This is a genomic window from Haloferax sp. KTX1, assembly GCF_902410085.1.
Taxonomy (GTDB): domain Archaea; phylum Halobacteriota; class Halobacteria; order Halobacteriales; family Haloferacaceae; genus Haloferax; species Haloferax massiliensis.
Genome location: NZ_CABPRH010000018.1, coordinates 44,345 through 70,968, shown reverse-complemented (window position 1 = coordinate 70,968; position 26,624 = coordinate 44,345). Strand labels below are relative to the sequence as shown.

Below are 26,624 nucleotides of genomic sequence, written 5' to 3'. Positions count from 1 at the left end.
GTCCAAGACCCCCACCCGCCCATCCTCGTCGGTGGACAGGGCGAGGAGGTCACGCTCAAACTCGTCGCCAAGCACGCCGACGTGTGGAACACCGACGTGTTCAACGGCGACGTGGAGACGCTCGAACACAAGATCGGCGTCATCGAAGACCACTGCGAGACCGTCGGCCGCGACCCCGACGAAATCGAGTACTCGTGGGACGGGCACGTCATCTGCACCCGCGACGAGGAGAAGTTCGACCGCCTGCTCGACCTGATGACGCCCATCCAGTTCGAAGCGGAGTACCAGGACCAAGCGCCCATCGTGACGGAAGAAGACGCCCGCGAGTACTTCATCATGGGGACGCCCGAGGAGTGCGCGGAGGCCATCGAGCGCCGCATCGACGCGGGCGTGACGAAGTTCCAGGGCTGGTTCATCGACTTCCCCGACACCGACGGCATGGAACTGTTCGCGGACGAAGTCATCCCGCAGTTCAGCTGAGACGCTTCGAGAGTCGAGCGCGCCGGGTACGGATCGCGCGCCCGCGTTCGCTCACGCCGTTTTTTCAGTTATTTAGGTACTCGCGGCCCCGCGGCGCTCACTCGTTGGATTCCTCCTCGGTGGCCTGTCCCGGCTCGCCGCTTCCGGTACCGGCCGCACGTCCGGCCATAGCGGAAAGACCTTTGAAGGATGGAGTTTCATACCTAACTATGACGTCAGACGTTCCGGTCAACGCGGTCAAAATCTCGCTCGAACTCGTCGACCTCTTGCGGGAACTCGACGGGGCGGGCGTCTCGGAGGTAGCCAAGCGGCTGGACAAGCCCACCAGCACGATTCACGACCACCTGCGGACGCTGGAGCAACAGGAGTACCTCGTCAAGGAGGGCGACACCTACTACGTCAGCACTCGCTTTCTCCAACTGGGTGCGCACGCGCGGTCGCGACAGAAGGTGTTCCAAATCGCCCGCCCCGAGATAAACGAACTCGCGCAGGTGACCGGCGAGCACGCGAACCTGATGATAGAGGAACACGGCGTCGGCGTCTTCCTGTACCGCTCGCGGGGTCCCGACGCCGTCCGATTGGACACCCACGCCGGGATGCGCGTTCCGCTGCAGACGACGGCCCTCGGGAAGTCCATCATGTCGAACCGGCCGCGGGAGGAAGTCGAGCGAATCCTCGATCGCCACGGCTTGGAGGCGGTGACGGACCGGTCTATCACCGACCGCGAGGAGTTGTTCGACGTGCTGGAGCAGGTCCGCGAGCGCGGCTACTCGTACGACGACGAAGAACGAGTCAAGGGAATGCGCTGTGTGGCCGCGCCGATACTCAACGAGGACGACTACGCCATCGCCGCCGTGAGCGTCTCGGGGCCGAAAAGCCGGATGCGCGAGGAGCGGTTCACCGAGGAACTGCCGAACCAGATTCTCAAGAGCGCGAACGTCATCGAGGTGAACCTGACGTACTCGTAGTCGGCGGGCCGCGGGCCTATCCCCGCTGTCGCAATGCTGCGTAGAGCGCAACAGTTACGTATCACGGTGTGGCAGAGTGTAACGATGCAACTCGTTCGATACACCGCGGGCGGTGCCCCCGAATGGGGCGTCCGCCGCGACGACGACGTCGTCCCGCTCTCCGGCCTCCGCGAAGACGTCACCGTCCAGAACCTGAACAGCCCCGGCTTCCTCACCGTCGTCGAGGACGCCGCGGACGCCGCCGAGGACCAGTCGGTCCCCGTCGAGGACGTGAAGCTCCTCGCGCCCGTCCCGCGCCCCGGCAAAATCGTCTGCGTCGGGCTCAACTACCACGACCACGCCGAAGAACAGGACGAAGAGGTGCCCGAACGTCCGCTTCTGTTCGGCAAGGCCGGCACGTCCGTCACGAACCCCGGCGACCCCATCGTCCACCCGGCGGCCATCGACGAGGTCGACTACGAGGTCGAACTCGGTGTCGTCATCGGCCAGACGGCCAAGAACGTCGACGCCGAGGACGCCTTCGACTACGTCGCGGGCTACACCGCTATCAACGACGTGAGCGGCCGGGACGCCCAGTTCGACGACGGCCAGTTCTTCCGCGGCAAGAGCTACGACACGTTCGCACCGATGGGACCGGCGTTCGTCCCCGAGGGCGACGTCGACCCGCACGACCTCGACGTCGCCTGCCGCGTCAACGGCGAGACGAAACAGGAGTCCAACACCTCCGAGTTCATCTTCGGCGTCGACGAGGTCGTCGAGTACATAAGCGGCATCACGACGCTCCGACCGGGCGACGTCATCTCCACCGGCACGCCCGGCGGCGTCGGCATCTTCCGCGACCCGCCGGAACTGCTCGAACCGGGCGACAGCGTCGACGTGGAAATCGAGGGCATCGGTACGCTCACCAACCCCGTCGTCGCCGAGCGCGACGAGTAACCGACCGCCGCACAGCGCAATTATTTATACGATATCCCGGTACTATCGACTATGAGCACGCACACAGACACCCGACTGAGAGACAAGCATATCGTCGTCACCGGCGGCGCGCGCGGCATCGGCCGCGGTATCGCGGTCCGCTGCGCCCGCGCCGGAGCCGACGTATCGATTTTCGACACGAAACCCGAAGTGGCCGCCGAGGCCGCCGAACTCGTCCGCGAGGAGGGCGGCGAGGCCGCGGTGTACGAGGTCGACGTGACGGACGCCGCGGGCGTCGAAACCGCCGTCGACGCCGCCATCGAGGCGCTCGGTGACATCCACGGCCTCGTGAACAACGCGGGCGTCCAGCAGGCCGTCCCGCTCCTCGAAACGACCGAAGACGACTGGGACCTCCACTTCGAGGTGAACGCCAAGGGGACGTTCCTCGTCTCCAAGGCCGTCGCCGCCCGGATGGTCGACCGAGACGTCGAGGGGAGCATCGTCAACATCTCGTCGGTCGGCGCGGAGCGACCGTTCGCCGGACAGGGCGCGTACGGTGCGTCCAAGGCGGCGGTCCTCGCCTTCACGACCGTGCTGGCGAAGGAACTGAGCGACCACGGCATCACCGTCAACGCGCTCAAACCGGGTACCGTCGAGACGCCGATGGTCGAGACGTGGCTCGACGAGCACGCCGAGCAGTCCGGTAAGTCGTCGGACGAAATCCTCGCGGGGACGCTCGACGCGCACATCCTCGACCGAATCGGCCAGCCCGAAGAAGTCGGCCACGTCGCGGTTCTCCTGCTCTCCGAGGAGGGCGACTGGATAACCGGCGAGTCCATCGCCGTCGACGGCGGTTACCTCAAACACTGACTTCGACGAGGAAGCGCCCGGTGACTCGCCCGCGTAGCTCCGCGCGATATTTGTGGGTTCCGATCGTCTCCCCGTGACCGAACCCGCCTTTTCGAACGGCCCCTATCGCCCGAGTCGTCCGTCCCCGCGCTTTTCGCGTCGATGCACGATCGCCTCCGCCGGTCCGGCATCGTCGGATATGGACCACGTCAATGTTCGATGGCGGTCGCCCCGGAGGCGTGCCACGACGCGACGCCGCAGAGTGGAGCCAACCAGTCTGAGACGTCCGCCTCGTGCTATCCTCTCGTTCGACGGATAGCTCCGACTTCCGTCCGTGTGACCGCGATCGCCAACTACACAACTGTTATGTTGGTGTGTCTCGTGGTAACGTGTGGTCAGATCGGTCTGACCACGTGCGACCAGTATCCCGTGCGTCCAGCACGATAGCCATCAGTACGACGACCATCACGTACGCTCGGTGGCCGCCGCGGAGTACACCTGCCAATCGGTACTCGCGGATATGCAGTGCGGCCGCCACCCGAGCACCACGTCCCATTGATACTCCATTTTTTGATGACCAACGTCCGGGTACGGCCGAGTCCGGTTCGTCGGTCTGAGGGACACCGGCCCGCGCCACCGGCTCTTCGTTCGCGCGCTCGGTCCGGCACTGCCGGATACGCCCCCTTCGATTCAGTCCGTGGGCGCACCGCTCGGGCGGTCGAACCGGGCTCGAACCTGAAGATATTTTACGCTACCGTGTGAAATCCGGGTAATGGGTACCGATCAAAGCACGAACCGTCGCCTGAGTAAGGTAGAGCGGGTCATCGAGACGTACGACTTAGACGGGTTCGGCGAGCGACTCGCCGAGCGGTGGACGGCCCCCGAGGACAGCGACAGCCTCCGGGACCTCGCGGATCTGATGAACGAACGGGTGCTCGACGCCGCGCTGCGCGAGGCGGGCGAGGACGTTCTCGAAGGCGAGGTGGAGAACCTCTATACGCTTCTCACCGGCGACGAGACCACGGAGGGGATGCGCGTTCAGGCGAAGAACACGCTCCAGTCCCGCGGCGTCGACGTCGACCAACTGCTCTCGGACTTCGTCTCTCATCAGGCGGTCTACACGTATCTGACGGAGATTCGGGGCGTCTCGAAAGAGTCCTCGTCCGGGAACAGAATCGACAACGTCGTCGAGTCCATCCAGCGACTCCGCGGCCGACTGGTCGCGGTCATCGAACAGAGCCTGAGCTCGCTCCGCAACACGAGCAAACTCCGGCTCGGAGACTTCGACGTCCTCGTCGATACGCAGGTGTACTGCCGAGACTGCGGGACGCAGTACGAAGTCGTCGAACTGCTTCGGCGCGGCGGGTGCGACTGCGACGAAAGCACGTCGAACTAAACGATTACATACTTAGCTCTGTCACATTCCGCTCGATTCAACGGGTGATTTTATATTGATGTACCTATAGCATCAAGGTATGAGCTCAGAACAAGTGTCAAGATCCAAAGTCCACCTTTCGGTCGAGAACATCGGTGGCATTGACGACCTGTCAACGTCGTTCGAGCCGGGCGTGACGGTGTTGGCGGGTCGGAACGCCACGAACCGAACGTCGCTCTTGCGGTCCATCATGGCCGCACACGGGAGCGACGACGTCGCGCTCAAAGGCGACGCAGACGAGGGGTCGGTCGAACTCACGATCGGCGACGAGACGTACACCCGGACGTTCGAGCGACAGGGCGACGCGGTCATCTCCGGCGGGAACCCGGTCCTCGACGACCCGGACCTCGCCGACCTGTTTGCGTTCCTGCTCGAAACGAACGACGCCCGGCAGGCGGTCGCCCGCGGCGACGACCTCCGCGACCTCATCATGCGCCCGGTCGATGTCGAGTCGATAAACGAGCAGATCGAGTCGCTCCAGCAGGAGAAACGCGATATCGCCGACGAGCTCTCGACGCTCAGCAACCTCTCTGACCGCCTGCCGCAGCTCGAACGCCGGCGGACGAAGCTCGAAGACCAAATCGAGGAGAAGGAAGACGAACTCGCCGAGAAAGAAACGGAGGTCGAGGAGTACGACGCCAGCGTGAGCGAGCGTCAGGAAGTCGAGAGCGAACTCGAATCCAAGCTCGGTGACCTCCGGAGCAAGCGCCGCGACATCAACGACGTCGACCGCCGCATCGAGACGGAGAAACAGAGCCTCGACGCGCTCGAATCCGAGGAAGACGAACTTTCGGACGACGCCGAGGACCTCCCCGAGGTCGTCGGCGGCAAGATCGACGAAATCGACTCCGAGATCAGCCGGCTCCGGACGCGCCGACAGGAGATTCAGTCGACCGTCAACGAGCTTCAGTCCGTGATTCAGTTCAACGAGGAGATGCTCTCTGGAACCTCCTCGGACGTCGTCGACGCGCTCCGAGACGCCGACGACTCCGGCGGGAGCGTCACCGACCAACTGCTCGGCGACGACCAGGTCGTCTGCTGGACGTGCGGCTCCGAGGTCGACAAGTCCGAAATCGAAGGGACGATCGAACGTCTCCGGACGCTCCGCGAGGGGAAACTCGAAGACAATCGCGAACACCGCGAACAGCTCTCCGAACTCGAAGACGAGAAGTCCACCTACGAGCGCCGCCAGCGCGAGCGCGACCGCATCGAGCGCCGCCTGTCTGAAATCGAAAGCGAGCGCGAGACTCGCCAGGAGCGCATCGAGGAGCTCAAGTCCGACCGCTCGGACCTCGAAGCCGAAATCGAGTCGCTCGAACAGACGGTCGACGAACTCGAAAGCGAGGAACACGGCGACCTGCTCGACCTCCACCGCGAGGCGAACCAGCTCGAATACGACCTCGGACGCCTCCGCAGCGACCTCGAAGACGTCGAAGACGAGATCGACGACATCGAGGGCAAACTCGACGAGCGCGACGAACTCGAAGCGGCCCGCGAGGATATCGAAGACGAACTCGAAGAGCTTCGAACGCGCATCAAGCGCCTCGAATCCGAGGCCGTCGAGGAGTTCAACACCCACATGGACGACGTGCTCGACGTGCTCGAATACGACAACCTCGAACGCATCTGGATCGAGCGCACCGAAAAGCGGGTTCGGGAGGGCCGAAGGAAGGTCACGAAGTCCGTCTTCGACCTCCACGTCATCCGGACCAACGAAGACGGCGTGAGCTACGAGGACTCCGTGGCGCACCTCTCGGAGTCCGAGCGCGAGGTGACCGGCCTCGTGTTCGCGCTCGCGGGCTACCTCATTCACGACGTCTACGAGACGGTGCCGTTCATGGTCCTCGACTCGCTTGAGGCCATCGACTCGAACCGCATCTCGCGGCTCGTGGACTACTTCGCCGACTACGCCGACTACCTCGTCGTCGCCCTCCTCGAAGAGGACGCGCAGGCCGTCGACAGCGCGTACCCGCGCTACTCGCCGGCCTAACGAGGCCGTTTCCGTTTTCGTTTTTTTGCCCCCGGACTGTGCCGCGTCTCGGACGGGGTGGTCCGTTTCGAGTTACACTAATAGCGATGTAACGTTGACCGGAGAACTGCGAGGACGACTGCGGCGCGTTCAGGAGAGCGCGATGCTCAGTTCGAGCTCCTCGGCGATGCCGAGGAGGACTTCGGTGAGACGGTCGAACTGCTCGCCCTTCATCCGATTAGATGGGCCGGCCACGCTCAGCGCGCCGAACACGTCGCCGTCCGGTCCCATGACGGGGGCTCCGACCGCTCGGACGCCGCTAATCTGCTCTTCGACGTTCAGCGCGTAGCCGCGCTCTCTGATCTCGTCGAGTTCGTCGAACAGCGCCTCCTCGTCGTGAATCGTCTGTTCGGTCTCCTTCGGGAGGCCGACGCGGTCGACGATTTCGTGGACCCGCTCTGTCGGCATGTGGGCGAGGATTGCCTTCCCGCTCGCCGTCGAGTGGAGATAGACGCGCTTTCCCACGGTCGACTGGGTCCAGACGCCGTGTTTTCCGGGTGCGGTGTGGACGTACACGCCCCGCCCGTGCTCCTCGACCGTGAAGATAGAACGGCGTTCCGACTCCTCGGAGAGGACGTTAGTGTAGTGTTCGGCCTTCCCGAATTTGCGTTTCCGCGTCCGGACGAAGTTGCCGAGACCGAGGAAGCGAAGCCCGAGATGGTACGTATCCCCCTCTTTAACCACGTATTCCTGCGCTTCGAGGGTCGTCACGTGGGTGTGTGCGGTGCTCGGCGCGATGTCGAGTTCGCGGGCGATTTCGGTCACGCCCGCCCCGTCGCGTTCCCTGAGTAATTCGACGATTCTGAGGGTTGTGACCGTCGTTTTGAGCGAGCGGTCGTTCGGGGTCTCGGTCATTACCTGCGGGTCGTCACCATTGCACATAGTCGTTTCGGCTCTCCCGAATACCAGTTGTTCGATGGCGAATCCGTGCCGAGCCGACGCCGAAACGAGTCATTTGTGAACGATACGCATGTTCTGTCGCCGGATCGGGGTGCGACGCCCCGGCCCAGAGACGGCGAGGTCGGCGACCGAAATCGGCAGAGAGCGGTACGGACGCATCCGAAAGGCGGGGGGTACGCCGCTCGCACGATTTCGGCGTCTCCCGGTGTTCGCATTCGTTCCTCGTGAATCGTCTCTTCTGTGGGTTAATCGGAGCCCGAACGTCCACCGCTCCGGAAGTGTTATTATCGTTTCTCCAGTCGATTCGGACGAGACTCAATGAACCACAACGAGACGTTCGAGACGGTCGAGTCGCTGGAGGCGGAACTCGTCTCGCTCGCCGAGTCGCTCTGGGAGACGCCCGAACTCGGGCTTCACGAGACCGAGTCCGCCGAGTTGCTCTCGTCGGTCCTCCGCGACGCCGGGTTCGACGTCACCGAGGACATCGGCGGGATGCCGACGGCGTTCAAAGCGACCTACGGCGAGGGCGACCCGCACGTCGGCATCCTCGGGGAGTACGACGCCCTGCCCGGGCTGTCCCAGACGGTGTCGTCGAGCAGGGAACCCGTCGAAGTCGGCGCGCCGGGCCACGGCTGTGGACACAACCTCTTCGGCGTCGCCGGCGTGGGGGCCGCCCTCGCCGCGAAGCGCGCCATCGACGACGGGCGGGCCGAGGGGACGGTCACGTTCTTCGGCTGTCCCGCCGAGGAGATTCTCGTCGGCAAGGTGTTCATGGCCCGCGACGGGGCGTTCGACGACCTCGACGCCGCGCTCACGTGGCACCCGAGCCACCTCAGCGCGCCGTTCATGGCGCAGACGCTCGCGATGAACTCCGTCGAGTACACGTTTCACGGCGAGTCGGCCCACGCCGCCGACAGCCCGCAGTCGGGTCGGAGCGCGCTCGACGCCGTCGAACTGCTGAACACCGGGTCGGAGTTCATGCGCGAGCACGTCTCCGACGACGCCCGCATCCACTACACCATCCCCGATGGCGGCGGCGCGCCGAACGTCGTCCCCGCGGAGGCGACGGCGTGGTTCTACGTCCGCGCGCCGACCCGCGACGAGGTCGACCGCATCACCGACTGGCTCGACGACGTGGCCGAGGGCGCGGCGCTCATGACCCAGACGACGGTGTCGCGGCGGTTCCACACCGGCTGTTACGACTACGTGGCGAACCACGCGCTGTCGGACAAACTGCTGGAGAACATGCGACTCGCCGGTCCCATCCCGTACACCGACGAGGACCGCGAGTTCGCCGCGGAGCTTCGGGAGACGCTGTCGGCGGAGACCATCGAGGCGCGGACGGCGCAACTCTCCGAGGAGCGGCGGGAGGCGGCGCGCTCGTCGGTGCTGTATCCGGACGCCCAGCCCTCCTACGACGTGGGGACCGTGCTCAACGGCTCCACGGACGTCGGCGACGTGAGCTGGATCACGCCGACCGCGCAGTTCTGGGCGGCGTCGTGGCCGGTGGGAACGCCCTCGCACACGTGGCAGGCGGTCGCCGCAAACGGGAGCTTCGGGTCGAAGGCCGCGGTGTACGCCGCGAAGGTCCTCGCGGCGACGACGCTCGACCTGTTTTCGGACGAGGCGCTGGTGGCGGCGGCCCGCGAGGAGTTCGAGGCGTCGGTCCCCGGCGAGTACGAGACGGCGCTGCCGGAGGGGACGGAGCCGCCCTTCCACCTCACGCTGTAGGCGGCGAGCGTCGGGAAAATCAGCCCTCGTTTCGGCTCCGGTTCCGGTACGCGGTTTCGCTCGCTTCTGTCCGTTCTTCCGTCGCCGAGGCTCGCGTTACTCCAGTTCCGACCGGAGGTGCGTCAGGATGCGGTCGGTCGTCGCCTCGATGACGTCTTCGAGGAATTCGGGGTCGGACTGCGTCGGGTCGCCGAGGCCGCCTTCTACGGTCAGGTCGTCGAAGTGGGCGTACTGGCGGACCTCGTAGCGGTTCTTCTTCGTCTGCGGCGTCTTGCGGTCGCCGCGGACGAGGTCGGGCCGGTAGTGTTCGATGACGCTCGTCTCGTACTCGCCGGCGTGGCCCCACTCGGTGCCGAACCGCGCTTCTAACTGGTCGCGGGCGAAGTTCGTCCAGTGGGCGTAGTACGAGTCGAGTCCGTGGTCGCGCTGGAGTCGGTCGAGCGCGAGTTTGTGCGGTTCGATGTTCCCCCCGTGGAAGTTGGCGACGAGAAATCGGGTCCCGCCGTGGCGCTGGACCGACCGGCCCACGTCGATGATTATCTCCTGATACGTGTCGGCTCCGAGCGAAATCGTCCCCGCGTAGTTGATGTGGTGCTCCGAGTAGCCGTACGGGAGGACCGGGAGAACGAGGAGGTTCAGGTCGTGTTCCGGGGCCGCCGCGGCGAGCTCCGCGGTCAGGTTCTCCGCCCGGATGGAGTCGACCGAGGTCGGGAGGTGCGTCGAGTGCTGTTCGGTTGCCCCGCAGGGGAGCACGACGAAGTCCGCCTCGTCGAACGCGGTTTCGGCTTCCTGCCACGTCATCTCCGCTAGGAGCGACTGTGACTCCGTTGAGTCCATAGGGAGATACGCACACTTGTCGTATATAATAATTCACCATCCGGCAGTCTGCGCGGATAAGAGGAAACGAATGCGTAGTATGCAAACGGTTAAGTCGGTGATGCCGAAATGATTCGGCGTCAATGATGAGAGAGAGTGTCTCACGTAGAAACATACTGAAAGCGACGGGCGCGTCGATACCCGTCTTGCTCGCCGGCTGTACGTCCGACTCGGGTTCCGAAACGACGACCGAGGGCGACGGCGGCGGCGGAACGACCACGAGCGGCGGAACGGAGACGTCCTCCGGTAGCTCCGACGCGACGATAAACATCGGACAGTCGCTGAATCCCGTCCGGTTCGACCCGATAACGCAGCTTTCGAACCCCGACGCGCTCGTCGCAAACCGGGTGTTCAGCCAGCTGTACACCTACGGCGAGGGGACGGACGTGGTCCCGAACCTCGCGACGAGTATGCCGACCATCGAGCGGGACAACACCCGTTACACCGTCGAAATCGTCGACAACGCGACGTTCCACAACGGCGACCCGGTCACCGCCGAGGACGTGGCCTACTCGTTCCGCGCGCCAATCGAGGAGGAGACGCCCCTCCTGGGCATCTTCAGCGTCATCGACTCCGTCGAGGCTATCGACGAGACGACCGTCCAGTTCGACCTCTCGAACCCCTACGCGATGTTCCAGCACGTCCTCACCCATCAGGTCGTGCCCGAGGCCGTCCGCGAGGAGGACAAAGAGGCGTTCAGCACCGAACAGCCCATCGGTTCGGGGCCGTTCCGGTTCGTCGAGTGGGAAGAGAGCAACTACGTCACGCTCGAACGCTGGGACGACTACTGGGGCGACGAACTGCCCAACGTCGCGGGCGTGGAGTTCACGCCCATCACGGAGTCGACGACGCGCGTCACCAACCTCCGGACGGGCGACGTGGACGTCATCGAGACGATTCCGCCCCGACTCTGGGAGACCGTCGAGAGCACCGACGACACGAGCATCTCCGAGGTCGAGAGCGTCGGCTACTTCTACGTCGCGTTCAACTGCAACGAGGGGCCGACCGCCGACAAGCGCGTCCGCGAGGCCATCGACTACAGCTTCTCGATGGACGACGCGGTCGACCGCTACATCGACCCGGCCGGACTCCGCCAGTACGGCCCGCTTCCGGGTCCGATGGTCGAAGAGTGGGACATGCCGCTCGAAGCGTGGATGGAGATTCCGAACGACAAGGACGTCGAGCAGGCGACGGCGCTGTTCGAGGAGGCCGGCGTCCCCGCCGATTGGGACGCGAAAATCATCGTCCCGCCGGACGACAACCGCGAGAACATCGGCCTCTCCATCGCCAACGGCATCAAGGAGGCCGGCTACGAGGCCCACGTCGAACGGCTCGACTGGGGCGCGATGCTCAGCCGCGCGTACACCGGCAACGCCTCGGACTACAACATCTACGTCCTCGGGTGGGTCCGCTACCCCGACCCGGACGACTTCATCTACAACCTGTTCCACGAGGACTCGGAGGGCGTGAACCAGGGCGTCTACTACCGGAACGACGAGGTCATGGCGCAGATTCAGGGCGCGCGCGAGTCGACCGACCGCGACGAGCGCCAACAGCTCTACCAGTCGGCCATCTCGACGCTCTTGGAGGAGAAAGTCCACCTCCCGGCGTTCAACTACAAGAACTCCTACGGCGTGAAGTCCACCGTCAGCGACTTCCAGGTCCACCCGGTCTCGCCGCAGAACCCGCGGCTCCTCACCTCCTACAACAACGTCTCGGTCGACAGATAAACGCTCACAGTCGGTAACAGTTACCAAAGGTTATATGCTCACTCCCCATCCACCCAATCAATGACGACAACCGGCTACATCGGACGGCGATTACTCCAAATCGTTCCGGTATTGCTGTTCGTCGTTACGGTCACGTTCGTCCTCATCAACTCGATTCCCGGCGACCCGGTTCGCATCCTCGTCGGGCCGGCCGCCGACGCGGCGGCCATCGAGGCCGCACGCGCGAGATACGGCCTCGACCAACCGTTGTACATCAGGTACATCAAGTACGTCGCGGCCGTCGCCACGGGCGACTTCGGGACGAGCATCCACTACGGGGGAGTCCCGGTCACGGAGAAAATCTTCGAGCGGCTTCCGGTGACGCTGCTGCTCCTCGCGTCGAGTTTCACCCTCGCCATCGGCTCCGCGATTCCGCTGGGCATCTTCGCCGCCAAGAACCGTAACAACGGCTACGATCACCTCGCTCGCATCACGTCGCTCGTCGGCGTCAGCACGCCCAGCTTCTGGGTCGGCCTGCTGCTCATCATCGTGTTCGCGTACTACGGCGACCTCCTGCCGCCGAGCGGGCTCATCATGCCGTGGGCCGACCCCGCGTCGGTCGACGGGGCGACGTCGAGACTGGACGTGCTCGCGACCGCCGCGTCGCATCTGATACTCCCCTCTATCACGCTGGGGACGCTCCAGATGGCGGCCATCACGCGCATCGAGCGGTCGTCGATGCTCGAAGTGCTCAACAAGGACTACGTCCAACTCGCCCGCGCCTACGGCGTCTCCGAGCGGACGATTCTCCGGCGGCAGGCGTTCAAAAACGCCCAACTGCCGGTGCTCACGGTTATCGGCATCCAGATGACGACCGCCCTCGGCGGCGCGGTGCTGACCGAGACGGTCTTCAACATCAACGGGATGGGGAACCTCATCATCACCGCGGTCCGAGCGCAGGACTACCAGCTCATCATGGGCACGACGATATTCTTCGCCATCGTGTTCGTCCTCGGCGTGCTCGTCGTGGACGTGCTGTACGCGGTCATCGACCCGCGCATCTCCTACGGGGGTGGTGCCGGTGAGTGATTCGACCGCCGCCGTCGGCGACTCGGCTCACACGGGCGGCGTCGCGGACGCCGACGAGCACTCAGCCGTCTCGCGCACGTCGCAGGTGTTCCGACAGCTAAAGCGCAACTCGGCGTCGCGCGTCGGCCTCTACGTCATCGGGCTCGTGACGCTCGTCGCGCTGGTGACGACCATCGACGCCGACCTGTTCGACTACCAGTTCGCGGCGACGTACTGGTACCACCCGGAGAGCGACTCCGCGGGCAGCGCCATCCTGCTCCCGCCGGTCGGCATCGAAAACAGCTTCGGGACGGGGACGTGGGCGCATCCGCTCGGGACGGACCACCGCGGCCGCGACGTGCTCGTCAGGCTGGTGTACGGGACGCGCATCGCCGTTCAGGTTGGTCTCATCGCGACGGGCATCGGGATGACCATCGGGACGGTCGTCGGCGCGGTCTCCGGCTACTACGGCGGCTGGGTCGACGACGTGCTCCAGCGGTTCGTCGAGTCGCTGTACGCGATTCCGTTCCTCATCCTCGTCATCGCCATCATGTCCGCGTTCGGCCGCGAGCTCGGCATCGCCATCGTCGGCGTCTCCATCACGACGATTCCGGTGTTCACGCGGCTGATTCGCTCGCAGGTGCTGAGCGTCCGGGAGATGGAGTACGTCGAGGCCGCGAAGGCCGCCGGCGTCCGCGACCGCCACATCATCTTCCGCCACATCATCCCCAACAGCTTCGCGCCGGTGCTCGTCCAGTCGACGTTGCAGGTCGGCGTGAACATCCTCATCGTCGCGTCGCTGTCGTTCCTCGGGTTCGGGGTCCAACCCCCGACGCCGTCGTGGGGGCAGATGCTCGCCAACTCGCGGCAGTACATGATCGTCAACCCGTGGTTCAGTCTCTGGCCCGGCCTCGCGATTCTCGCGACGGTCGTCGGCTTCAACCTGCTGGGCGACGGCCTGCGCGACGCAATCGACCCGCGGTCGAACGACTGACGATGCACGGACGACACCTCTCACCGACCGTCCGCCGCGGGGCCGGGAGTCGCCCGGCCGCCGCCAGTCGCTCGCCCGCCGAACTATCGCTCCCTCCCCGGGGCGGCGTCGGCACTCGCTCTCGCGGTTCTGCAGAGGCACCCATCTCACGCGCCGACGCCCCCCACGATTCCACGACCAATGTCTGACACGCTACTCACCGTCCGCGACCTGCACACCCACTTCCGCACCGACGCGGGGACCGTCCGGGCCGTCGACGGTATCTCGTTCGAGGTACAGCGCGGCGAAGTGCTCGGTATCGTCGGCGAAAGCGGCGCGGGAAAGAGCGTCGCGGCGCGGAGCATCATGCGTCTCATCGACTCGCCGGGCGTCATCGTCAACGGCGAGGTCCGCTTCGAAGACGACCTGCTCGTCGGCGTCGAGCGCGGCGACGACCCCGATGGCGAACCCCGACAGGACCCCGAGATGCTGTCGAGCCGCGAGATTCGCGAGCGCGTCCGGGGCCGCGAAATCGCGATGATATTCCAGGACCCCACGGAGAGCCTCAACCCGGTGTTCACCGTCGGCGAGCAGTTGAGCGAGATTATCGGGCTCAACCGCGACGTGTCGGCGGCCGAGGCCGAGGCCATCGCGGTCGAGCGCCTCCGCGAGGTCGGTATCCCCGAGGCCGAACGCCGCATGGACGACTACCCCCACGAGTTCTCCGGCGGGATGCGCCAGCGCGTCCTCATCGCGATGGCGTTCGCGTGCGAACCGAGCCTCGTCATCGCCGACGAACCCACGACGGCGCTCGACGTGACCGTCGAGGCGCAGATTCTCGACCTCGTGAAGGACCTCGCGGCGCGCTACGACACGTCGTTCGTCTGGGTCACCCACGACATGGGCGTCGTCGCCGAGATATGCGACCGCGTGGCCGTGATGTACCTCGGCGAAATCGTCGAGCAGGCGACCGTCGACGACCTCTTTCACGACACGAAACACCCCTACACCGAGGCGCTCCTCGGGTCGATTCCGCGGCCCGACCGCGACGTGGACGGCCTGTCGCCCATCGAGGGCATCATGCCCGAGGCTATCAACCCGCCGCAGGGCTGTCGCTTCCACACGCGGTGTCCGCACGCCCGCGAGGCGTGTCTGCACGCCCACCCCGACGCCCGCGTCGTCGACGAGGGCGAAGACGAACGCGGCGACGGAGCGACACACCCCGCCGGCGGGGCCGCCCTCACCGAAGTCGCCGCCGCGCCGCACCGAGCGGCGTGCCTGCGAAACGACGCCTTCGCGGAGGCGGGCTACTGGGAGAGCGCCCCGCTCGACGACGCCGAGTCGGTGTCGGCTTCGACCGCCGCCGAGTCGGCTTCCGATTCCGCCGGTGACACCACCACCGACGCTCCCGACGCCTCCGATGCCACCGACGACGTTCCGGCCGTCGCCGCCAGCAACGGCTCCACCGTCGCCCCCGACGCCGACCCGCTTCTCAGCGTGCGCGACCTGCGGAAGTACTTCGACGCGAGCGACGGCTTCCTCGACCGCCTCCGGTTCGACCGGGACGCGGGACTGCTCCCCTTCTCGGTCGACCGCGAGCACGTCCGCGCGGTCGACGGCGTCTCGTTCGACATCCAGCCCGGCGAGACCCTCGGCCTCGTCGGCGAGTCCGGCTGCGGGAAGTCCACGCTCGCGCGGACGCTCCTCCGGTTGGTCGACCCGACCTCCGGCGACATCGTCTTCGACGGGGAGAACCTCGCGGAGCTCTCGAAAGAGGAGCTTCGAAAGCGCCGCAAGCGCATGCAGTTCGTCTTTCAGGACCCGCAGGCGTCGCTCGACCCGCGGATGACCGTCGGCGAAACCGTCGAGGAGCCGATGCGGGCCCACGGGCTCTACGAGGGCGACCGCGAGGGGCGGGCGCGCGAACTGCTGGAGACGGTCGGCCTCGACGCCGGCCACTACAACCGCTACCCGCACCAGTTCTCCGGCGGCCAGCGCCAGCGGGTCAACCTCGCGCGGGCGCTCTCTGTCGACCCCGACTTCATCGTCTGCGACGAACCGACCTCGGCGCTCGACGCGTCGGTGCAGGCGCAGGTGCTCAACACGATGAAAGAGCTCCAAGACGAGTTCGGGCTGACGTACCTGTTTATCAGCCACGACCTGAGTGTCATCCGCCACGTCTGCGACCGCGTGGCCGTGATGTACCTCGGCGAACTGGTCGAACTCGCCGACAAGGACGACCTGTTCGAGTCGCCGAAGCACCCCTACACCCGGGCGCTCCTCTCGTCGATTCCGGTGCCCGACCCGCGGGTGTCCCGCGAGACCGTCCCGCTGTCCGGCGACGTGCCGTCGCCGATTCACCCGCCGAGCGGCTGTCGGTTCCACACCCGGTGTCCGAGCCTCGTCGCCCCGGCGGAACTCGGCCTCGGCGACGACGAGTGGGACCGCGTGCGCCGGTTCGTCAGGGCCGTCCAGCGCGAGTCCCCGGACGTCGCCGCCGACGACGCGCGGGCGACGTACTTCCCCGACGGTCTCCCCGCCGGCGACGCCGGCACGACCGTCGAGCGCGCGCTCTCGCTCGCATCCGAGGGCGCGTGGCGCGACGCCGCGTCGCTCCTAACCGAGACGTTCGTCGAGCCGAGCGCCTGCACCTCCGAGGTGCCGGCGCTGGAGTCGCCCGACGGACTCGACCGTATCGTCAGCTGTCACCACTACTCCTGAAAAAGCGCCGCCGTCTTTTCGTCGCGTTACTCTGACCCGAATCGGTCGGCGACCTCGCCCACGGTTTCGAAGGCGACGCCCGGCGCGTCGGCGACGTGTTCGACGAACGATTCGAGCCGGGCGAGCCGGTGGGCCTGCCCGATGACCTGCGGGTGCATCGTGAGGACGAAGACGCCGCCGTCGACGTTGTCGACCATCCAGTCGAACTGCTCGCGCCACTGGCGGAACACCGCTTTCTCGTTCGCGTAGCCCCGCTCGCGGTTGAACGCGAACGCCGGGAAGTCGTCGCGTTGCCACGAGACGGGCACCTCGACGATGTCGGTCTCGGTGCCGCGTTCGAAGGGGGCGTCGGCGGGCGCGGCCCACCCCTCGCGGACGCGGTACGGCTCGAAGTCGGTCGCCATCTGGCTGGAGTCCCACTCGAAGCCGAGTTCGTCGAGGATGCCGAGCGTGTGGGTCGAAAAATCCCACGAGGGCGAGCGGTAGCCGGTCGGCCGCCGGCCCGTGAGGTCCACGATGCTCTCGACGCCGCGTTTCACGTCGTCGTACTCGGCCGCCCTCGACTCGTACTGTCCCGGTCGGGTGTGGGACCAGCCGTGGTGTTGGATGTCGTGGCCGCGGCTCCACACCTCCTCGGCGGCCTCGGGGAAGCTATCGATGGTGTGGCCCGGCGTGAACCACGTGGTCTCGACGCCGAACTCGTCTAAGCGGTCGAGGACGCGGGGCGCGCCCACGTCGACGCCGAACAGCCCTCTCGACAGTTTCGTCGGACTGTCCGGCGACTCGAAGGAGTGTATCCACGAGGAGACGCCGTCGAAGTCGAACGTGAGGCAGACGCTGTGGTGAGTCACGCTTCGACCTACGAAAATCGATGTGATAGCTGTTTCCATGCCGCACCCCCGGCCGGCGACCTATCGTCTCCTGCCCCGCGAGTTATCGAAACGCCGGCGCGACCTGTTCGGCGAACAACTCGGCGCTCGTCGTCTCGGGGAAGTCCACGAACTCCACGACGACTTCGCCGAAGCCCATCTCGTCGAACGTCGCCAGTCGCTCGCGGACCTGCTCGGGCGTGCCGACGAGCGGGTACTCGCTGTCGGCGACGTGTTCGGGTTTGAACCGCGGGAAGTGCTCGTCGAGGAGGGCGTCGAGTTCCACCTCGTCCTCGCGTATCAGACACCGCGCGAACCACGAGCGCTCTATCTCCTCGAACGGCCGGCCGTATCCCTCGCAGTGGCGTTCGAGCACGTCCAGTTTGTGTCGCATCACCTCCGGCGGTCCCCAGAAGTTCCACGAGTCGGCGAACTGGGCGGTGATTCGGAGGGTGAACGACTCGCCGCCGCCGCCGACCATGACGGGCGGGTGCGGGTCTCGGACGGGATACGGCCGGCACATCGCCTCGTCGAGGGTGTAGTAGTCGCCGTCGAAGCTGACCGTCTCCTCGGTCCACAGTCGCTTGAGCATTCGAATCGACTCCTCCAGCATCCGAAGGCGAGTCGGCGCGTCCGGCCAGTCGTAGCCGTAGGCCCGCGCCTCGCTCTCCTTCCAGCCGGCTCCCATGCCGAGCTTCAACCGCCCCTCGCTCACGGCGTCGAGGGTCGCGGCCTGCTTGGCGAGGAGCGCGGGGTTCCGGAAGTGGTTGTTCACCGTCTTCGGGTAGAGGTACACGTCTTCGGTCTCGCGGGCGATACCGGCCAGCGTGACGAAACACTCCGTCGTGGGGCCGGTGCCGGTCATGACGTGGTCGGGGACGGCGACGCCGTCGAAGCCGAAGTTCTCCATCGCCACGGCGAACCCGACCTGCGCGTCCCACGAAATCTCGTCGCAGAACGCCAACTGGGAGTGAACGGAGTCGCCGGCGCTGGTCGGAACGTTGACTGCGAACTGCATACGAACGGCTCACGCGCGACCACGAAAACAGTTACCACTTCTCGCATCGCGCCACCCGCTGCTACACTTCACTCGCCGCCACCCCAACACGTACTACGGTTCGCGCCCTCCCGAACCACATGACGGACCACCAGCGCGCGGCAATCGTGACCGGCGCGTCAAGCGGCATCGGTCGGGCGGTCGTCGAGCGACTCCGAGCGGACTACGACCACGTCGCCTGCTTCGACGTCGCGACCGGCGAGACCGACTGGGACGACGAGCGCGTCCACGAGTTCGCGGTCGACGTTCGCGACCCCGACGCGGTCGCGGACGCGGTGGCCGCGGTCGAATCGGTCGCCGACGTGGCGGCGCTCGTGAACAACGCGGGCGTCTCGCGGGCCGTCTCTCTCGCGGACCTCGACCCCGACGAGTGGGACCGCGTCCTCGACGTGAACCTCAAGGGGCAGTACGTCGTCGCCCGCGCCGTCGCCCCGGGAATGGTCGAGCGTGGCGAGGGTGCCATCGTCAGCGTTTCCAGCGTCGCCGGCCTCCGCGGAAGCGCCACCGGCGGCGTCCACTACTCCTCGTCGAAGGCGGGCGTCTTCGGGCTGACGAAGGGGCTGGCGAAACAGCTCGGCCCCGAGGTGCGCGTCAACTGCGTCGCGCCGGGACTCGTCGAGACGCCGCTTCTCACCGAATCGAACCTCTGGACCGAGGAGTCGCTCGCCGAGTACGCCGCCGACCTCCCGCTCGAACGTATCGGGACGCCCGAGGAAGTCGCCGACGTAGTCGCGTTTCTCTGCGACGGCGCGAGCTATATGACGGGCACGGTGCTGACCGTCGACGGCGGTTCGATGCTCCGGTGACGCGATGTGCGACTTCGCTCGGGGGGTTTCGCGTCGCGCCGACTGAGCCGGTCCGGTATCCAAACATATCATACTACGTTTCATATATGAATTCCGAAACTACTGTTCTTCGTTCGAATCCTCGCACGACTCGTCGTCGGTTGCTCTGTCCGGTGGGTCTCGCCGGTGGCCTCGACGCGTCTCGCGCGTCGGCCGCGATGCGCAGTCCAGTTAGAAAACGCGCTATTTCGTCCTATACAGGTCTCTGAACCTCTCTACGTCCCGTGTCTCAGAGGTAACGACAGGACGGGCGTGGTCGGACTAAATTGCCGTGCTCCGGTAGTCCGCGACTCGGCGACGAGACAACTGGCTACTTCCGTCTATCCGAGGGTCAAGGCGTCTACAGCGGGCGGTAACCCGGAGACACGGCTGAATCGGTGGACGGGGATAGTCGTCTTGGTCGAGCGAAAATCGGCCGGCCGGGTGTCGGGGAGAGAACTCGAACAAAATATATCCAAAAATTGGTTATTCTGTAGTTCACTCGGATACCGGAGTATTCTGACACCACTGTCGTCCCGCAACGTTGAGCCTTTCAAAACATATTACGCCGCCGCCGCTGTACCGGACGCTCGGGCACAACCATGGACTACGTCAAAGAAGATGACACGGTCGTCGTCAGGCTGGACCCCGGCGAGCGGGTCCTCGATTCGCTCGCGTCGGTGCGCGACGAGTTCGACATCGAACACGGCTTTCTCACGGGTATCGGTGCGGTCGACTCCGTCACGCTCGGCCACTACGACGTGGACGATCAGGAGTACCTCGAAGAGGAGTTCACGGGCCAGTTCGAGGTGACGAGCTTCCTCGGCAACATCGGCCCCGACAAGATTCACACGCACATTCAGGTCGGCACGCGCGACTTCGAGACGCTCGGCGGCCACTGTTCCGGCGCGCGCGTCTCCGGGACGTTCGAGGTCGTCATCCACCTCGGCGAGACGCCGTTGACCCACCACCTCGACGAGCGGACCGGCCTCGACGTGTTCGACATCTGATTAGAGACGGGCCACGCCGAACCGAGCGAGTCGCGGTGCGGCCTCTCGGTCGTTTTCCTGTGCGCCCGCTGTGTGTCGCGAGCGGCGCGCTCGTGGGGTGGCGGTGGCGATGCGGAGAAAGAAAAGTCGGCGCTGTCGGGGCGTCGGCCGGTGGTGGAGGGCCGAAGCGAGGGGGAGGGCGTGCGGTCGGCGGACTGGCCGACGCCCCGAACGCGCCGAACGAGGGGTCCGGGGGGCGTCCGCCGACGCGGGTTCCGCCGCGGGGACGCGGCCGGGGACCGGTGGTCGCGTCGCCGTCGGCGGGGCAACCGCCGTTCCGTCTGAGTGCGGCCGGCGGCAACTATTCGTAGTCGGTACCCCACATTGTCGGTTCCTCGGTTACTACCGTGTGTAACGTGAGTAGCGCGAGTAGCATGTGTACGTCGGTATGTGTGGCTTCAGGCGCTCTACAGTCGGCTCGTGCGCGAATCTCCCAATCGAATGACTTTCGACGCGGGGGGTCGTGGCCGAGAGTGATAGATGAAACGACACCTCCGCGTTCACATCGTCCCCCTGTGGCGCGAACACGACCGCATCGTCGGCCCCATCGAGGACGACCGGCCGGATAAGGTCTACCTCCTCGAACACGACGACCCGTCGGTCGAGCGCCCGACGTATCACGAGGCGGTCGTCGACCGCATCGCCGACGTAATCGGTTCCTCGCCGGACGTCGAGTACCTCGACCTCTTCGACATGTACGAGGTGATGGGCGCGATTACGACCATCGCCGACTGGCACCCCGACGACTTCGTCCGCGTCAACGTCACCGCCGGCACCAAGCGCGCGGCCGTCGGCGCGACGATGGCCTGCATGGACGAACACACCGACGCCGAACCCTACGTCGTCGACCCCGAGGTCCGGCCGCACGGCCTCGACGCGCCGGTCACTGAGGGCTTCGAGCGGGCGTCGCTCTTGACCACCTACCAAATCGACTCTCCGTCCCCCGACCAGGTCGCCGCGCTCGCCATCATCGAGGCCCACGACACCGACGCCAAACACGCGAAAAAGAAGACGCTCATCACCGAGGCGGCCCGCTACGGCCTCGACTTCATGCGCGGCCGCGTCGACGGCGACGCCGCCGACTACGACCCCGTCACCGGCGACTACAACGTCCTCGACAACCGCGTCACCGCGACGCTCGAACACCAGGGCTACGTCACCGTCACCCGTCGCGGAACCCGCCGGTATCTCGAACTCACGGAGGAGGGCAGACAGACGCTCCGCGCGTTCCGCCACCGGGCCGAATCGGTCGTCTCGGACCTCGAAGCCCGGACCGAAGACCCCTCCGAGAACGTCGATTTCGCCCTCGACAACCCGGTCGACGCGCTCGTCGAAAATCGGTAGGGATAGTCGCCACTCTCGCACCCCGAGGGTAACTGTTAGTACAGTCGAGAAGATATGCTGACATATATGCCCTCCAACAAGCAGACGCGCAGAGCCGTCCTCGCGGCCGGCGGCGCGACCGCCCTCGCGTCGCTCTCAGGCTGCGTCGCCCGCGCGTTCAGTGCCCTCGACGTTGAGCGCGACTACCGACGCGACGCGCCGGTCGGCGACGTGGCGGGCGCGTGGCCGACCTACCAGCGCGACTTCGCCAACACCGGCCACACGACCGACCCCGGACCCACAGCGGACGCGAGCGTCGAGCGAATCGCGTCCGGCGACGCGGCGCTCGGCACGTCGGTCGCGCTCGCCGACGGTCGCGGCGTGCTCGGCTACAGCGACGGCGAGGGCGAGGACGGCGTCTACCGCGCGCTCGACCTCGATTCCGAGACCGCTCCCGCCGAGTCCGACGACGCGTGGACCGTCGATTACGCGCACGGCAAATCCACGCCCACGCTCGCCGGCGACGCGATGTTCGTCTCGACCGCCGAGTTCGTCGCGGCCTACGACGCTCGAACCGGCGAGCGGTGCTGGCGGACGAGCGAGGGCGGTTACGGGACTCCCGAGAACGCCCCGGTGCTCTCGGCGGGGACGCTCGCGGACGGCGGCGGGTCGACCGTCTTCGGGCGCGACCCCGCGACCGGCGAGGAGCGATGGAGCTACGACGCCGGCAGGGCGTCGCCGGGACTCGTCGCCCGCGACGGCGTCGTCTACACGCCAATCGGCGTCGACCACGAGCAGACCGGCGTCGCCGCGCTCGACGCCGCGACCGGCGAGGAGCGGTGGCGGCGCGAGGACCTCCCGCAGACCGGCGTCCCGCTCGCGGTGGGCGACGCTCACCTCTACTACGACGCCCACCGCGGGAACGTGTTCGCCCTCGCCCTCGAAGACGGGTCGACGCAGTGGCGGGCGTCGGTTCCGCTCCCGGAGAACGGCAGCCCGCGGACCGCCGTCGCGGGCGACACGCTTCACGTCCAGTCCTCGCGGGGGAGCCTCGCCGCGTTCGACGCCGCCGACGGCGCGACGAACTGGTCGCTGTCGCTCGATGCGGATACGTTCTCTCGGCCGCCGGTCGTCGCCGGCGACACCCGTTTCGTGGCGAGCGACGACCGCCTCGTCGCCGTCTCGGCGGCGTCCGGCGAGGAACTGTGGTCGAAGGCGCTCGATGTCAGACCCACCGGCGGTCTGTCGGTCCGCGGGTCGGAACTCTACTTCGCCGGAACCGGAAGGGACCCCGGCGTGTTCCGCGTGGCGGACTGACGCCGGCGGGTCGTCGCCGCCGCGCTCGGAAGTTGCGCCGACCGACGACGCCGTCTCCCGTCAGTCGAACGTGTACGTCCGATACCGTCGAATCGCGTACCGGTACGCGCCGTAGGAGACGCCGACGGTCACGAGGAGGTACAGCCCGAGTCCGACGGCGAGAAGCGGCGTCGCCGAGAGGTGGCCGGTGACGCCGAACCACGTGGCGACGAGGCCGATGACGGTTCCGGGGCCGACGACGAACATGAACGCCATCAACACGAGCGTCGAGGGAACGACCGTCTTCGCGCCCCAGAACTCGCGTTCCTCGTATATCGGGTAGGCCGCGCCGATGCCGACCGCGAAGGCCGCCGCGGCGACGCACATACAGACGCCGACGAGCGCGAAGCCGACCGCCGACAGCGGCGACGTGCCGAGGGCGACCGTCGCAAGCGGGAGCGCCGCGGCGACGGGAACGCCGAGGACGATCCCGGCGAGCACGCGCCCGCGGACCAGCGCCCGCGGCGCGGTCGCGGTCAACAGCAACAGCGGGAACTGCGGGCGGTCGTCGCCGAGGGGGTTGAGGCCGAACGTCGCGCCCGCCAGATAGGTCCCGAGGCCGGCCCCGCTCGCCGCGAGAAGCGGCCCGAGGCCGTCGGCCGAGGACTGGACGATGGTCGTCCCGAGCGGGCCGAGGAAGAACACCAGCATGACGAGGTGCGTGAACTTCTGGGGGTGGCGGACGCCGCGGACGAGCAGGCCCCACGCGACGCGGCCGCCTTTCGTCGCCGACAGCGGCCCCGGGACCGAGAAGCCGCCGGGCGAGCCGTTCGCCTCCACGTCCGCCGCCGCCGACGAGCCTCGGTCGCCCCCGGTCGCGCGGTCGGTGAACCAGAGCGCACTCGCCTGTCGGGTGGCGACGACGAGGCCGACGGGCGTGAGCGCGACGATGGCCGCGAAGGTGGCGACGGCGACCGCAGAAAACGGTCTGGCGAGCGGCGTTCCGACGAACGCGAGCGCGAGGTAGTCGCCGAGCGGGCCGATCGCCAGCGTCGCCGCCAGCCACTCGACCGGGAGCGACCCGTCGGCCAGCGACCGACCGACCGACTGCGAGACGAGGACGAACGCGACCGTCGCGACGAAGCCGACGACCTTGAGAACCCGCCGGACGCCGGGCAGGCGCTCGAACGCACGGAGCACGGCGATGCCGGCCGCATAGCCCCAGACGGTCGTACAGCACGCGAGCGGGACGACGACGAGGGCCGCCGTCACCAACAGCGACGGCGCGCCGAGACCGGCCGTGAACGTCGCGGCGACGACCGCGAACGGGAGTCCGAACCAGAGGGCGATTCGCCCGATTTCGGCCGCGATGAGTCCGATGACGACGGCCCGCGGATGGACCGTCGTCAACACGAGCGACTCGTGTTCGACGCGGCCGATTCGTTCGAGCGTTCGGAACGTCGCCAGAAGCGCGAGCGCCACGGGCACCCCGGTGGCGGCGAGGTCGAAGAAGGGAATCTCGGTCACCGACTGCGCGCTTCGGCCGGCGACGTAGACGACCGGGAGCGAAAACAGGAGGCTGCCGCCGAAAAACAACAGGAGTAACAGGAGCCCGACGATTCGGCGCGTCTCGGAGGCGTATCCGCGGAGGCTCCGCACGAACTCGGCGCGCCCGATTCGCAGGCCGTGGCGAACGTCGCGTCGGAGGCTCATTCGTCTTCGACACCCGACAGTTGCGGCTCGTCGCTCGTGACCGCGAGGAACGCGTCTTCGAGCGAGCCCTCGCCGCCCGTCTGGGCGCGCGATTTCACCTCGTCGGGCGTCCCCTCGGCGACGACGCGACCGTCGAACAGGACGCCCACCTCGTCGGCGACGGCCTCCACGACGGGGAGGATGTGCGTCGAGAGGAAGACGGTCGACCCCGAGTCGGCCACGTCGCCGATGGACGTCCGAATCTGTCGGGCCGCGCGGGGGTCGAGCCCGGAGGTCGGCTCGTCGAGAAACAGCACGTCCGGCTCGTGGAGCACGCTCTGGATGAACGCGGTCTTCTGTTTCATCCCCTTCGAGTACGTGCCGATGCGCTTGTTCGCGTCGCCGACGAGGTCGAACTGGTCGAGCAGGTCGTCGATGCGCGTCTCGGCCGTCTCCGACGGCATGTCGCGGAGGTCGGCGACGTAGTCGAGCTGTTCGCGGGCGCTGAACTCGTCGTACAGCGGCGGCGTCTCCGGGAGGTAGCCGACGTGGGGCGCGAGGTTCCCGCGGTCGCTCACGTCGAGTCCGCAGATGCGGACCGAGCCGCTCGTGGGCTGTGAGAGCCCCGTCAGGATACGCATCGTCGTCGTCTTCCCCGCGCCGTTCGGCCCGAGAAAGCCGTACACTGTTCCGCTCGGAATCGACAGCGAAACGCCGTCGAGCGCGACCTCGGAGCCGTAGGTCTTCCTGAGGTCGACCGCTTCGATGGCGACGGCCGCGTTGGTGGAGGGCATGGGACGACCCCCGATTCACCCTCCGGACGCCTAACGGTTGCGACTTGATACGCGAGCGACAGAACCGCGTCGATTCGCCCGCCGTCTCAGGGAGTCGTCGCCTCGGGGTTCGTCGGGCGAATCGACCGATAGAACGCCGTCGAGTACGCGGCGAAGAAGCCGCCGATGAGCCCGCTGAAGAGCACGAGACCGACCGCGAGGGCGACCATGCCGACGATACCGACCGTCGGGAGACTCGAAAACGCCGACGCGGCGGGAGCGCCGGCACCCGACCCGGCCACCGCGGCCCCTTGATGCCGGAGCGACGGGGTGAGCAGGAGCGAGATGACGACAGCGACCGCGCCGGCGAGGACGCCGCCGAGGCCGGTGATGACCGAGTAGCCGAGGACCGAGACGATGTTGCGCCTGACGCAGGAGACGCTTCGTTTGATGCCGTCGACCGCGCCGAGGTCGTCGATGACGATGGCGTGGCCGAAGAACTGCACGACGAACACCACGGCGAGGTAGGTGAGGACCACGGCGAGGACGACGACGGCCAGAATCGCGAGCGCGACGGTACTCGTCTCGCCGCCGGCCCCGAGGACGGCGATGCCGACGAACACCGAGGCGAAGACGCCGACGAACGACAACACGAAGTTGACGACGAGCAGGGAGAAGTACACCACGAGCAGCGAGACGTAGTGTGACTTCCCCTCGCTGACGAACGTGCCGAGCGAGGTGCGACCGTCGATGGCCTCGTTGGCCATGCCGAGGACGCCGCCGAGGAAGAACGGGGCGATGAATATCGTGAGTCCGCTGAACCCCAGCGAGATGATGCTCCCGATGAACGGGCTGACCGCCTGCGCGAACACCGACGGGAGTTGAATCAGGCTGAACGCCATGGCGACGACGAACAGTATCGGGTTCCGTCTGAGAGAACCCGCGGCCGTACCGATGGATTGGAGGGCTGCCATACCGGCCACGTCTCGACACCGCACAATCAATGTTTGGTTGACAGGTCGTCGCGTCACCTCCGCTCTCGGACCCACGAAACGGCCGATGACGGCCGTGAGAAGGCTCGTTGGCC

General features: G+C 66.7%; 22 protein-coding genes. 15 read left to right on the top strand and 7 right to left on the bottom strand.

Features of this window, described 5'->3' with window-relative positions:
• From FY251_RS19570 to FY251_RS19545, 6 genes are all read left to right on the top strand, one after another.
• Positions 1-480: LLM class flavin-dependent oxidoreductase (locus tag FY251_RS19570; protein WP_148416672.1), on the top strand; the 480-nt coding region annotated here is incomplete at its 5' end.
• 209 nt (positions 481-689) lie between these two features.
• Complete coding sequence (locus tag FY251_RS19565) at positions 690-1,448, top strand: IclR family transcriptional regulator (protein ID WP_148416671.1); 759 nt, start codon at positions 690-692, stop codon at positions 1,446-1,448.
• 84 nt (positions 1,449-1,532) lie between these two features.
• Positions 1,533-2,384 (top strand): 2,4-diketo-3-deoxy-L-rhamnonate hydrolase, encoded by an 852-nt coding sequence (rhcF, locus tag FY251_RS19560; protein ID WP_148416670.1) that lies wholly within the window; start codon positions 1,533-1,535, stop codon positions 2,382-2,384.
• Positions 2,385-2,435: 51 nt separating this feature from the next.
• Positions 2,436-3,233 carry an L-rhamnose 1-dehydrogenase gene (gene rhcB / locus FY251_RS19555; protein ID WP_148416669.1) on the top strand — a complete coding sequence of 266 codons (798 nt, stop codon included), beginning with the start codon at positions 2,436-2,438 and terminating at the stop codon, positions 3,231-3,233.
• Positions 3,234-3,984: 751 nt separating this feature from the next.
• Positions 3,985-4,608, top strand: a complete 624-nt coding sequence (rdfA, locus tag FY251_RS19550; RefSeq protein ID WP_148416668.1) for a rod-determining factor RdfA — start codon at positions 3,985-3,987, stop codon at positions 4,606-4,608.
• A 79-nt stretch (positions 4,609-4,687) separates the two neighbouring features.
• Positions 4,688-6,637, top strand: coding sequence for an archaea-specific SMC-related protein (locus FY251_RS19545; protein ID WP_148416667.1), 1,950 nt, complete (start codon positions 4,688-4,690; stop codon positions 6,635-6,637).
• A gap of 129 nt (positions 6,638-6,766) precedes the next feature.
• On the opposite strand, the gene FY251_RS19540 is transcribed toward FY251_RS19545, so the two are convergent.
• Positions 6,767-7,531, bottom strand: a complete 765-nt coding sequence (locus FY251_RS19540) for an IclR family transcriptional regulator (RefSeq protein WP_148416666.1) — start codon at positions 7,529-7,531, stop codon at positions 6,767-6,769.
• A gap of 363 nt (positions 7,532-7,894) precedes the next feature.
• On the opposite strand from FY251_RS19540, the gene FY251_RS19535 reads away from it, so the two are divergent.
• Positions 7,895-9,307 (top strand): amidohydrolase, encoded by a 1,413-nt coding sequence (locus FY251_RS19535; protein WP_148416665.1) that lies wholly within the window; start codon positions 7,895-7,897, stop codon positions 9,305-9,307.
• Positions 9,308-9,403: 96 nt separating this feature from the next.
• Here the strand turns inward: FY251_RS19535 and FY251_RS19530 are convergent, their stop codons facing one another.
• Positions 9,404-10,108, bottom strand: coding sequence for a creatininase family protein (locus FY251_RS19530; RefSeq protein WP_148416676.1), 705 nt, complete (start codon positions 10,106-10,108; stop codon positions 9,404-9,406).
• Between the two features lie 221 nt (positions 10,109-10,329).
• Between FY251_RS19530 and FY251_RS19525 the strand changes: the two genes are divergently transcribed.
• The 4 genes from FY251_RS19525 to FY251_RS23315 all read left to right on the top strand — a co-directional run bounded on the left by FY251_RS19525 (position 10,330) and on the right by FY251_RS23315 (position 16,654).
• Entirely contained in the window at positions 10,330-11,913 is a 1,584-nt protein-coding gene (locus FY251_RS19525; RefSeq protein ID WP_148416675.1) for an ABC transporter substrate-binding protein, read from the top strand.
• Between the two features lie 60 nt (positions 11,914-11,973).
• A complete protein-coding gene (locus FY251_RS19520) occupies positions 11,974-12,981 on the top strand; it encodes an ABC transporter permease (protein ID WP_148416664.1) in 1,008 nt (335 codons plus the stop codon).
• A complete protein-coding gene (locus tag FY251_RS19515; protein WP_187367457.1) occupies positions 12,974-13,954 on the top strand; it encodes an ABC transporter permease in 981 nt (326 codons plus the stop codon). Before FY251_RS19520 ends, FY251_RS19515 begins: the two co-directional genes overlap by 8 nt.
• A 180-nt stretch (positions 13,955-14,134) precedes the next feature.
• A complete protein-coding gene (locus FY251_RS23315) occupies positions 14,135-16,654 on the top strand; it encodes an ABC transporter ATP-binding protein (protein ID WP_148416662.1) in 2,520 nt (839 codons plus the stop codon).
• Between the two features lie 26 nt (positions 16,655-16,680).
• On the opposite strand, the gene FY251_RS19505 is transcribed toward FY251_RS23315, so the two are convergent.
• Positions 16,681-17,505 carry a polysaccharide deacetylase gene (locus FY251_RS19505; RefSeq protein WP_148416661.1) on the bottom strand — a complete coding sequence of 275 codons (825 nt, stop codon included), beginning with the start codon at positions 17,503-17,505 and terminating at the stop codon, positions 16,681-16,683.
• Between the two features lie 82 nt (positions 17,506-17,587).
• On the bottom strand, positions 17,588-18,541 hold the full coding sequence (locus FY251_RS19500) for an LLM class flavin-dependent oxidoreductase (protein WP_148416660.1): 954 nt from the start codon (positions 18,539-18,541) through the stop codon (positions 17,588-17,590).
• Positions 18,542-18,660: 119 nt separating this feature from the next.
• Between FY251_RS19500 and FY251_RS19495 the strand changes: the two genes are divergently transcribed.
• The 4 genes from FY251_RS19495 to FY251_RS19480 all read left to right on the top strand — a co-directional run bounded on the left by FY251_RS19495 (position 18,661) and on the right by FY251_RS19480 (position 23,093).
• Entirely contained in the window at positions 18,661-19,386 is a 726-nt protein-coding gene (locus tag FY251_RS19495; RefSeq protein WP_148416659.1) for an SDR family NAD(P)-dependent oxidoreductase, read from the top strand.
• A gap of 620 nt (positions 19,387-20,006) precedes the next feature.
• Positions 20,007-20,414 (top strand): PPC domain-containing DNA-binding protein, encoded by a 408-nt coding sequence (locus tag FY251_RS19490; protein WP_148416658.1) that lies wholly within the window; start codon positions 20,007-20,009, stop codon positions 20,412-20,414.
• Between the two features lie 519 nt (positions 20,415-20,933).
• Entirely contained in the window at positions 20,934-21,797 is an 864-nt protein-coding gene (locus FY251_RS19485) for a DUF6293 family protein (protein WP_148416657.1), read from the top strand.
• Positions 21,798-21,863: 66 nt separating this feature from the next.
• Positions 21,864-23,093, top strand: a complete 1,230-nt coding sequence (locus FY251_RS19480) for a PQQ-binding-like beta-propeller repeat protein (protein WP_148416656.1) — start codon at positions 21,864-21,866, stop codon at positions 23,091-23,093.
• A 60-nt stretch (positions 23,094-23,153) separates the two neighbouring features.
• Here FY251_RS19480 and FY251_RS19475 read toward each other — a convergent pair whose 3' ends face one another.
• The 3 genes from FY251_RS19475 to FY251_RS19465 all read right to left on the bottom strand — a co-directional run bounded on the left by FY251_RS19475 (position 23,154) and on the right by FY251_RS19465 (position 26,511).
• Positions 23,154-24,785, bottom strand: coding sequence for a hypothetical protein (locus FY251_RS19475; protein ID WP_148416655.1), 1,632 nt, complete (start codon positions 24,783-24,785; stop codon positions 23,154-23,156).
• On the bottom strand, positions 24,782-25,558 hold the full coding sequence (locus tag FY251_RS19470; protein WP_148416654.1) for an ABC transporter ATP-binding protein: 777 nt from the start codon (positions 25,556-25,558) through the stop codon (positions 24,782-24,784). Before FY251_RS19470 ends, FY251_RS19475 begins: the two co-directional genes overlap by 4 nt.
• A gap of 86 nt (positions 25,559-25,644) precedes the next feature.
• On the bottom strand, positions 25,645-26,511 hold the full coding sequence (locus FY251_RS19465; RefSeq protein WP_148416653.1) for a hypothetical protein: 867 nt from the start codon (positions 26,509-26,511) through the stop codon (positions 25,645-25,647).
• Between the last annotated feature and the right edge of the window lie 113 nt (positions 26,512-26,624).

Excerpts from the sequence above, each read along its gene's own strand:
- FY251_RS19535 (WP_148416665.1), top strand. The coding sequence starts at position 7,895 with ATGAACCACAACGAGACGTTCGAGACGGTCGAGTCGCTGGAGGCGGAA.
- rhcF (WP_148416670.1), top strand. The coding sequence starts at position 1,533 with ATGCAACTCGTTCGATACACCGCGGGCGGTGCCCCCGAATGGGGCGTC.
- FY251_RS19565 (WP_148416671.1), top strand. The coding sequence starts at position 690 with ATGACGTCAGACGTTCCGGTCAACGCGGTCAAAATCTCGCTCGAACTC.
- rhcB (WP_148416669.1), top strand. The coding sequence starts at position 2,436 with ATGAGCACGCACACAGACACCCGACTGAGAGACAAGCATATCGTCGTC.
- rdfA (WP_148416668.1), top strand. The coding sequence starts at position 3,985 with ATGGGTACCGATCAAAGCACGAACCGTCGCCTGAGTAAGGTAGAGCGG.
- FY251_RS19545 (WP_148416667.1), top strand. The coding sequence starts at position 4,688 with ATGAGCTCAGAACAAGTGTCAAGATCCAAAGTCCACCTTTCGGTCGAG.
- FY251_RS19470 (WP_148416654.1), bottom strand. The coding sequence starts at position 25,558 with ATGCCCTCCACCAACGCGGCCGTCGCCATCGAAGCGGTCGACCTCAGG.
- FY251_RS19490 (WP_148416658.1), top strand. The coding sequence starts at position 20,007 with ATGGACTACGTCAAAGAAGATGACACGGTCGTCGTCAGGCTGGACCCC.
- FY251_RS23315 (WP_148416662.1), top strand. The coding sequence starts at position 14,135 with ATGTCTGACACGCTACTCACCGTCCGCGACCTGCACACCCACTTCCGC.
- FY251_RS19475 (WP_148416655.1), bottom strand. The coding sequence starts at position 24,785 with ATGAGCCTCCGACGCGACGTTCGCCACGGCCTGCGAATCGGGCGCGCC.
- FY251_RS19485 (WP_148416657.1), top strand. The coding sequence starts at position 20,934 with ATGAAACGACACCTCCGCGTTCACATCGTCCCCCTGTGGCGCGAACAC.
- FY251_RS19520 (WP_148416664.1), top strand. The coding sequence starts at position 11,974 with ATGACGACAACCGGCTACATCGGACGGCGATTACTCCAAATCGTTCCG.
- FY251_RS19495 (WP_148416659.1), top strand. The coding sequence starts at position 18,661 with ATGACGGACCACCAGCGCGCGGCAATCGTGACCGGCGCGTCAAGCGGC.
- FY251_RS19465 (WP_148416653.1), bottom strand. The coding sequence starts at position 26,511 with ATGGCAGCCCTCCAATCCATCGGTACGGCCGCGGGTTCTCTCAGACGG.
- FY251_RS19500 (WP_148416660.1), bottom strand. The coding sequence starts at position 18,541 with ATGCAGTTCGCAGTCAACGTTCCGACCAGCGCCGGCGACTCCGTTCAC.
- FY251_RS19530 (WP_148416676.1), bottom strand. The coding sequence starts at position 10,108 with ATGACGTGGCAGGAAGCCGAAACCGCGTTCGACGAGGCGGACTTCGTC.
- FY251_RS19480 (WP_148416656.1), top strand. The coding sequence starts at position 21,864 with ATGCCCTCCAACAAGCAGACGCGCAGAGCCGTCCTCGCGGCCGGCGGC.
- FY251_RS19540 (WP_148416666.1), bottom strand. The coding sequence starts at position 7,531 with ATGACCGAGACCCCGAACGACCGCTCGCTCAAAACGACGGTCACAACC.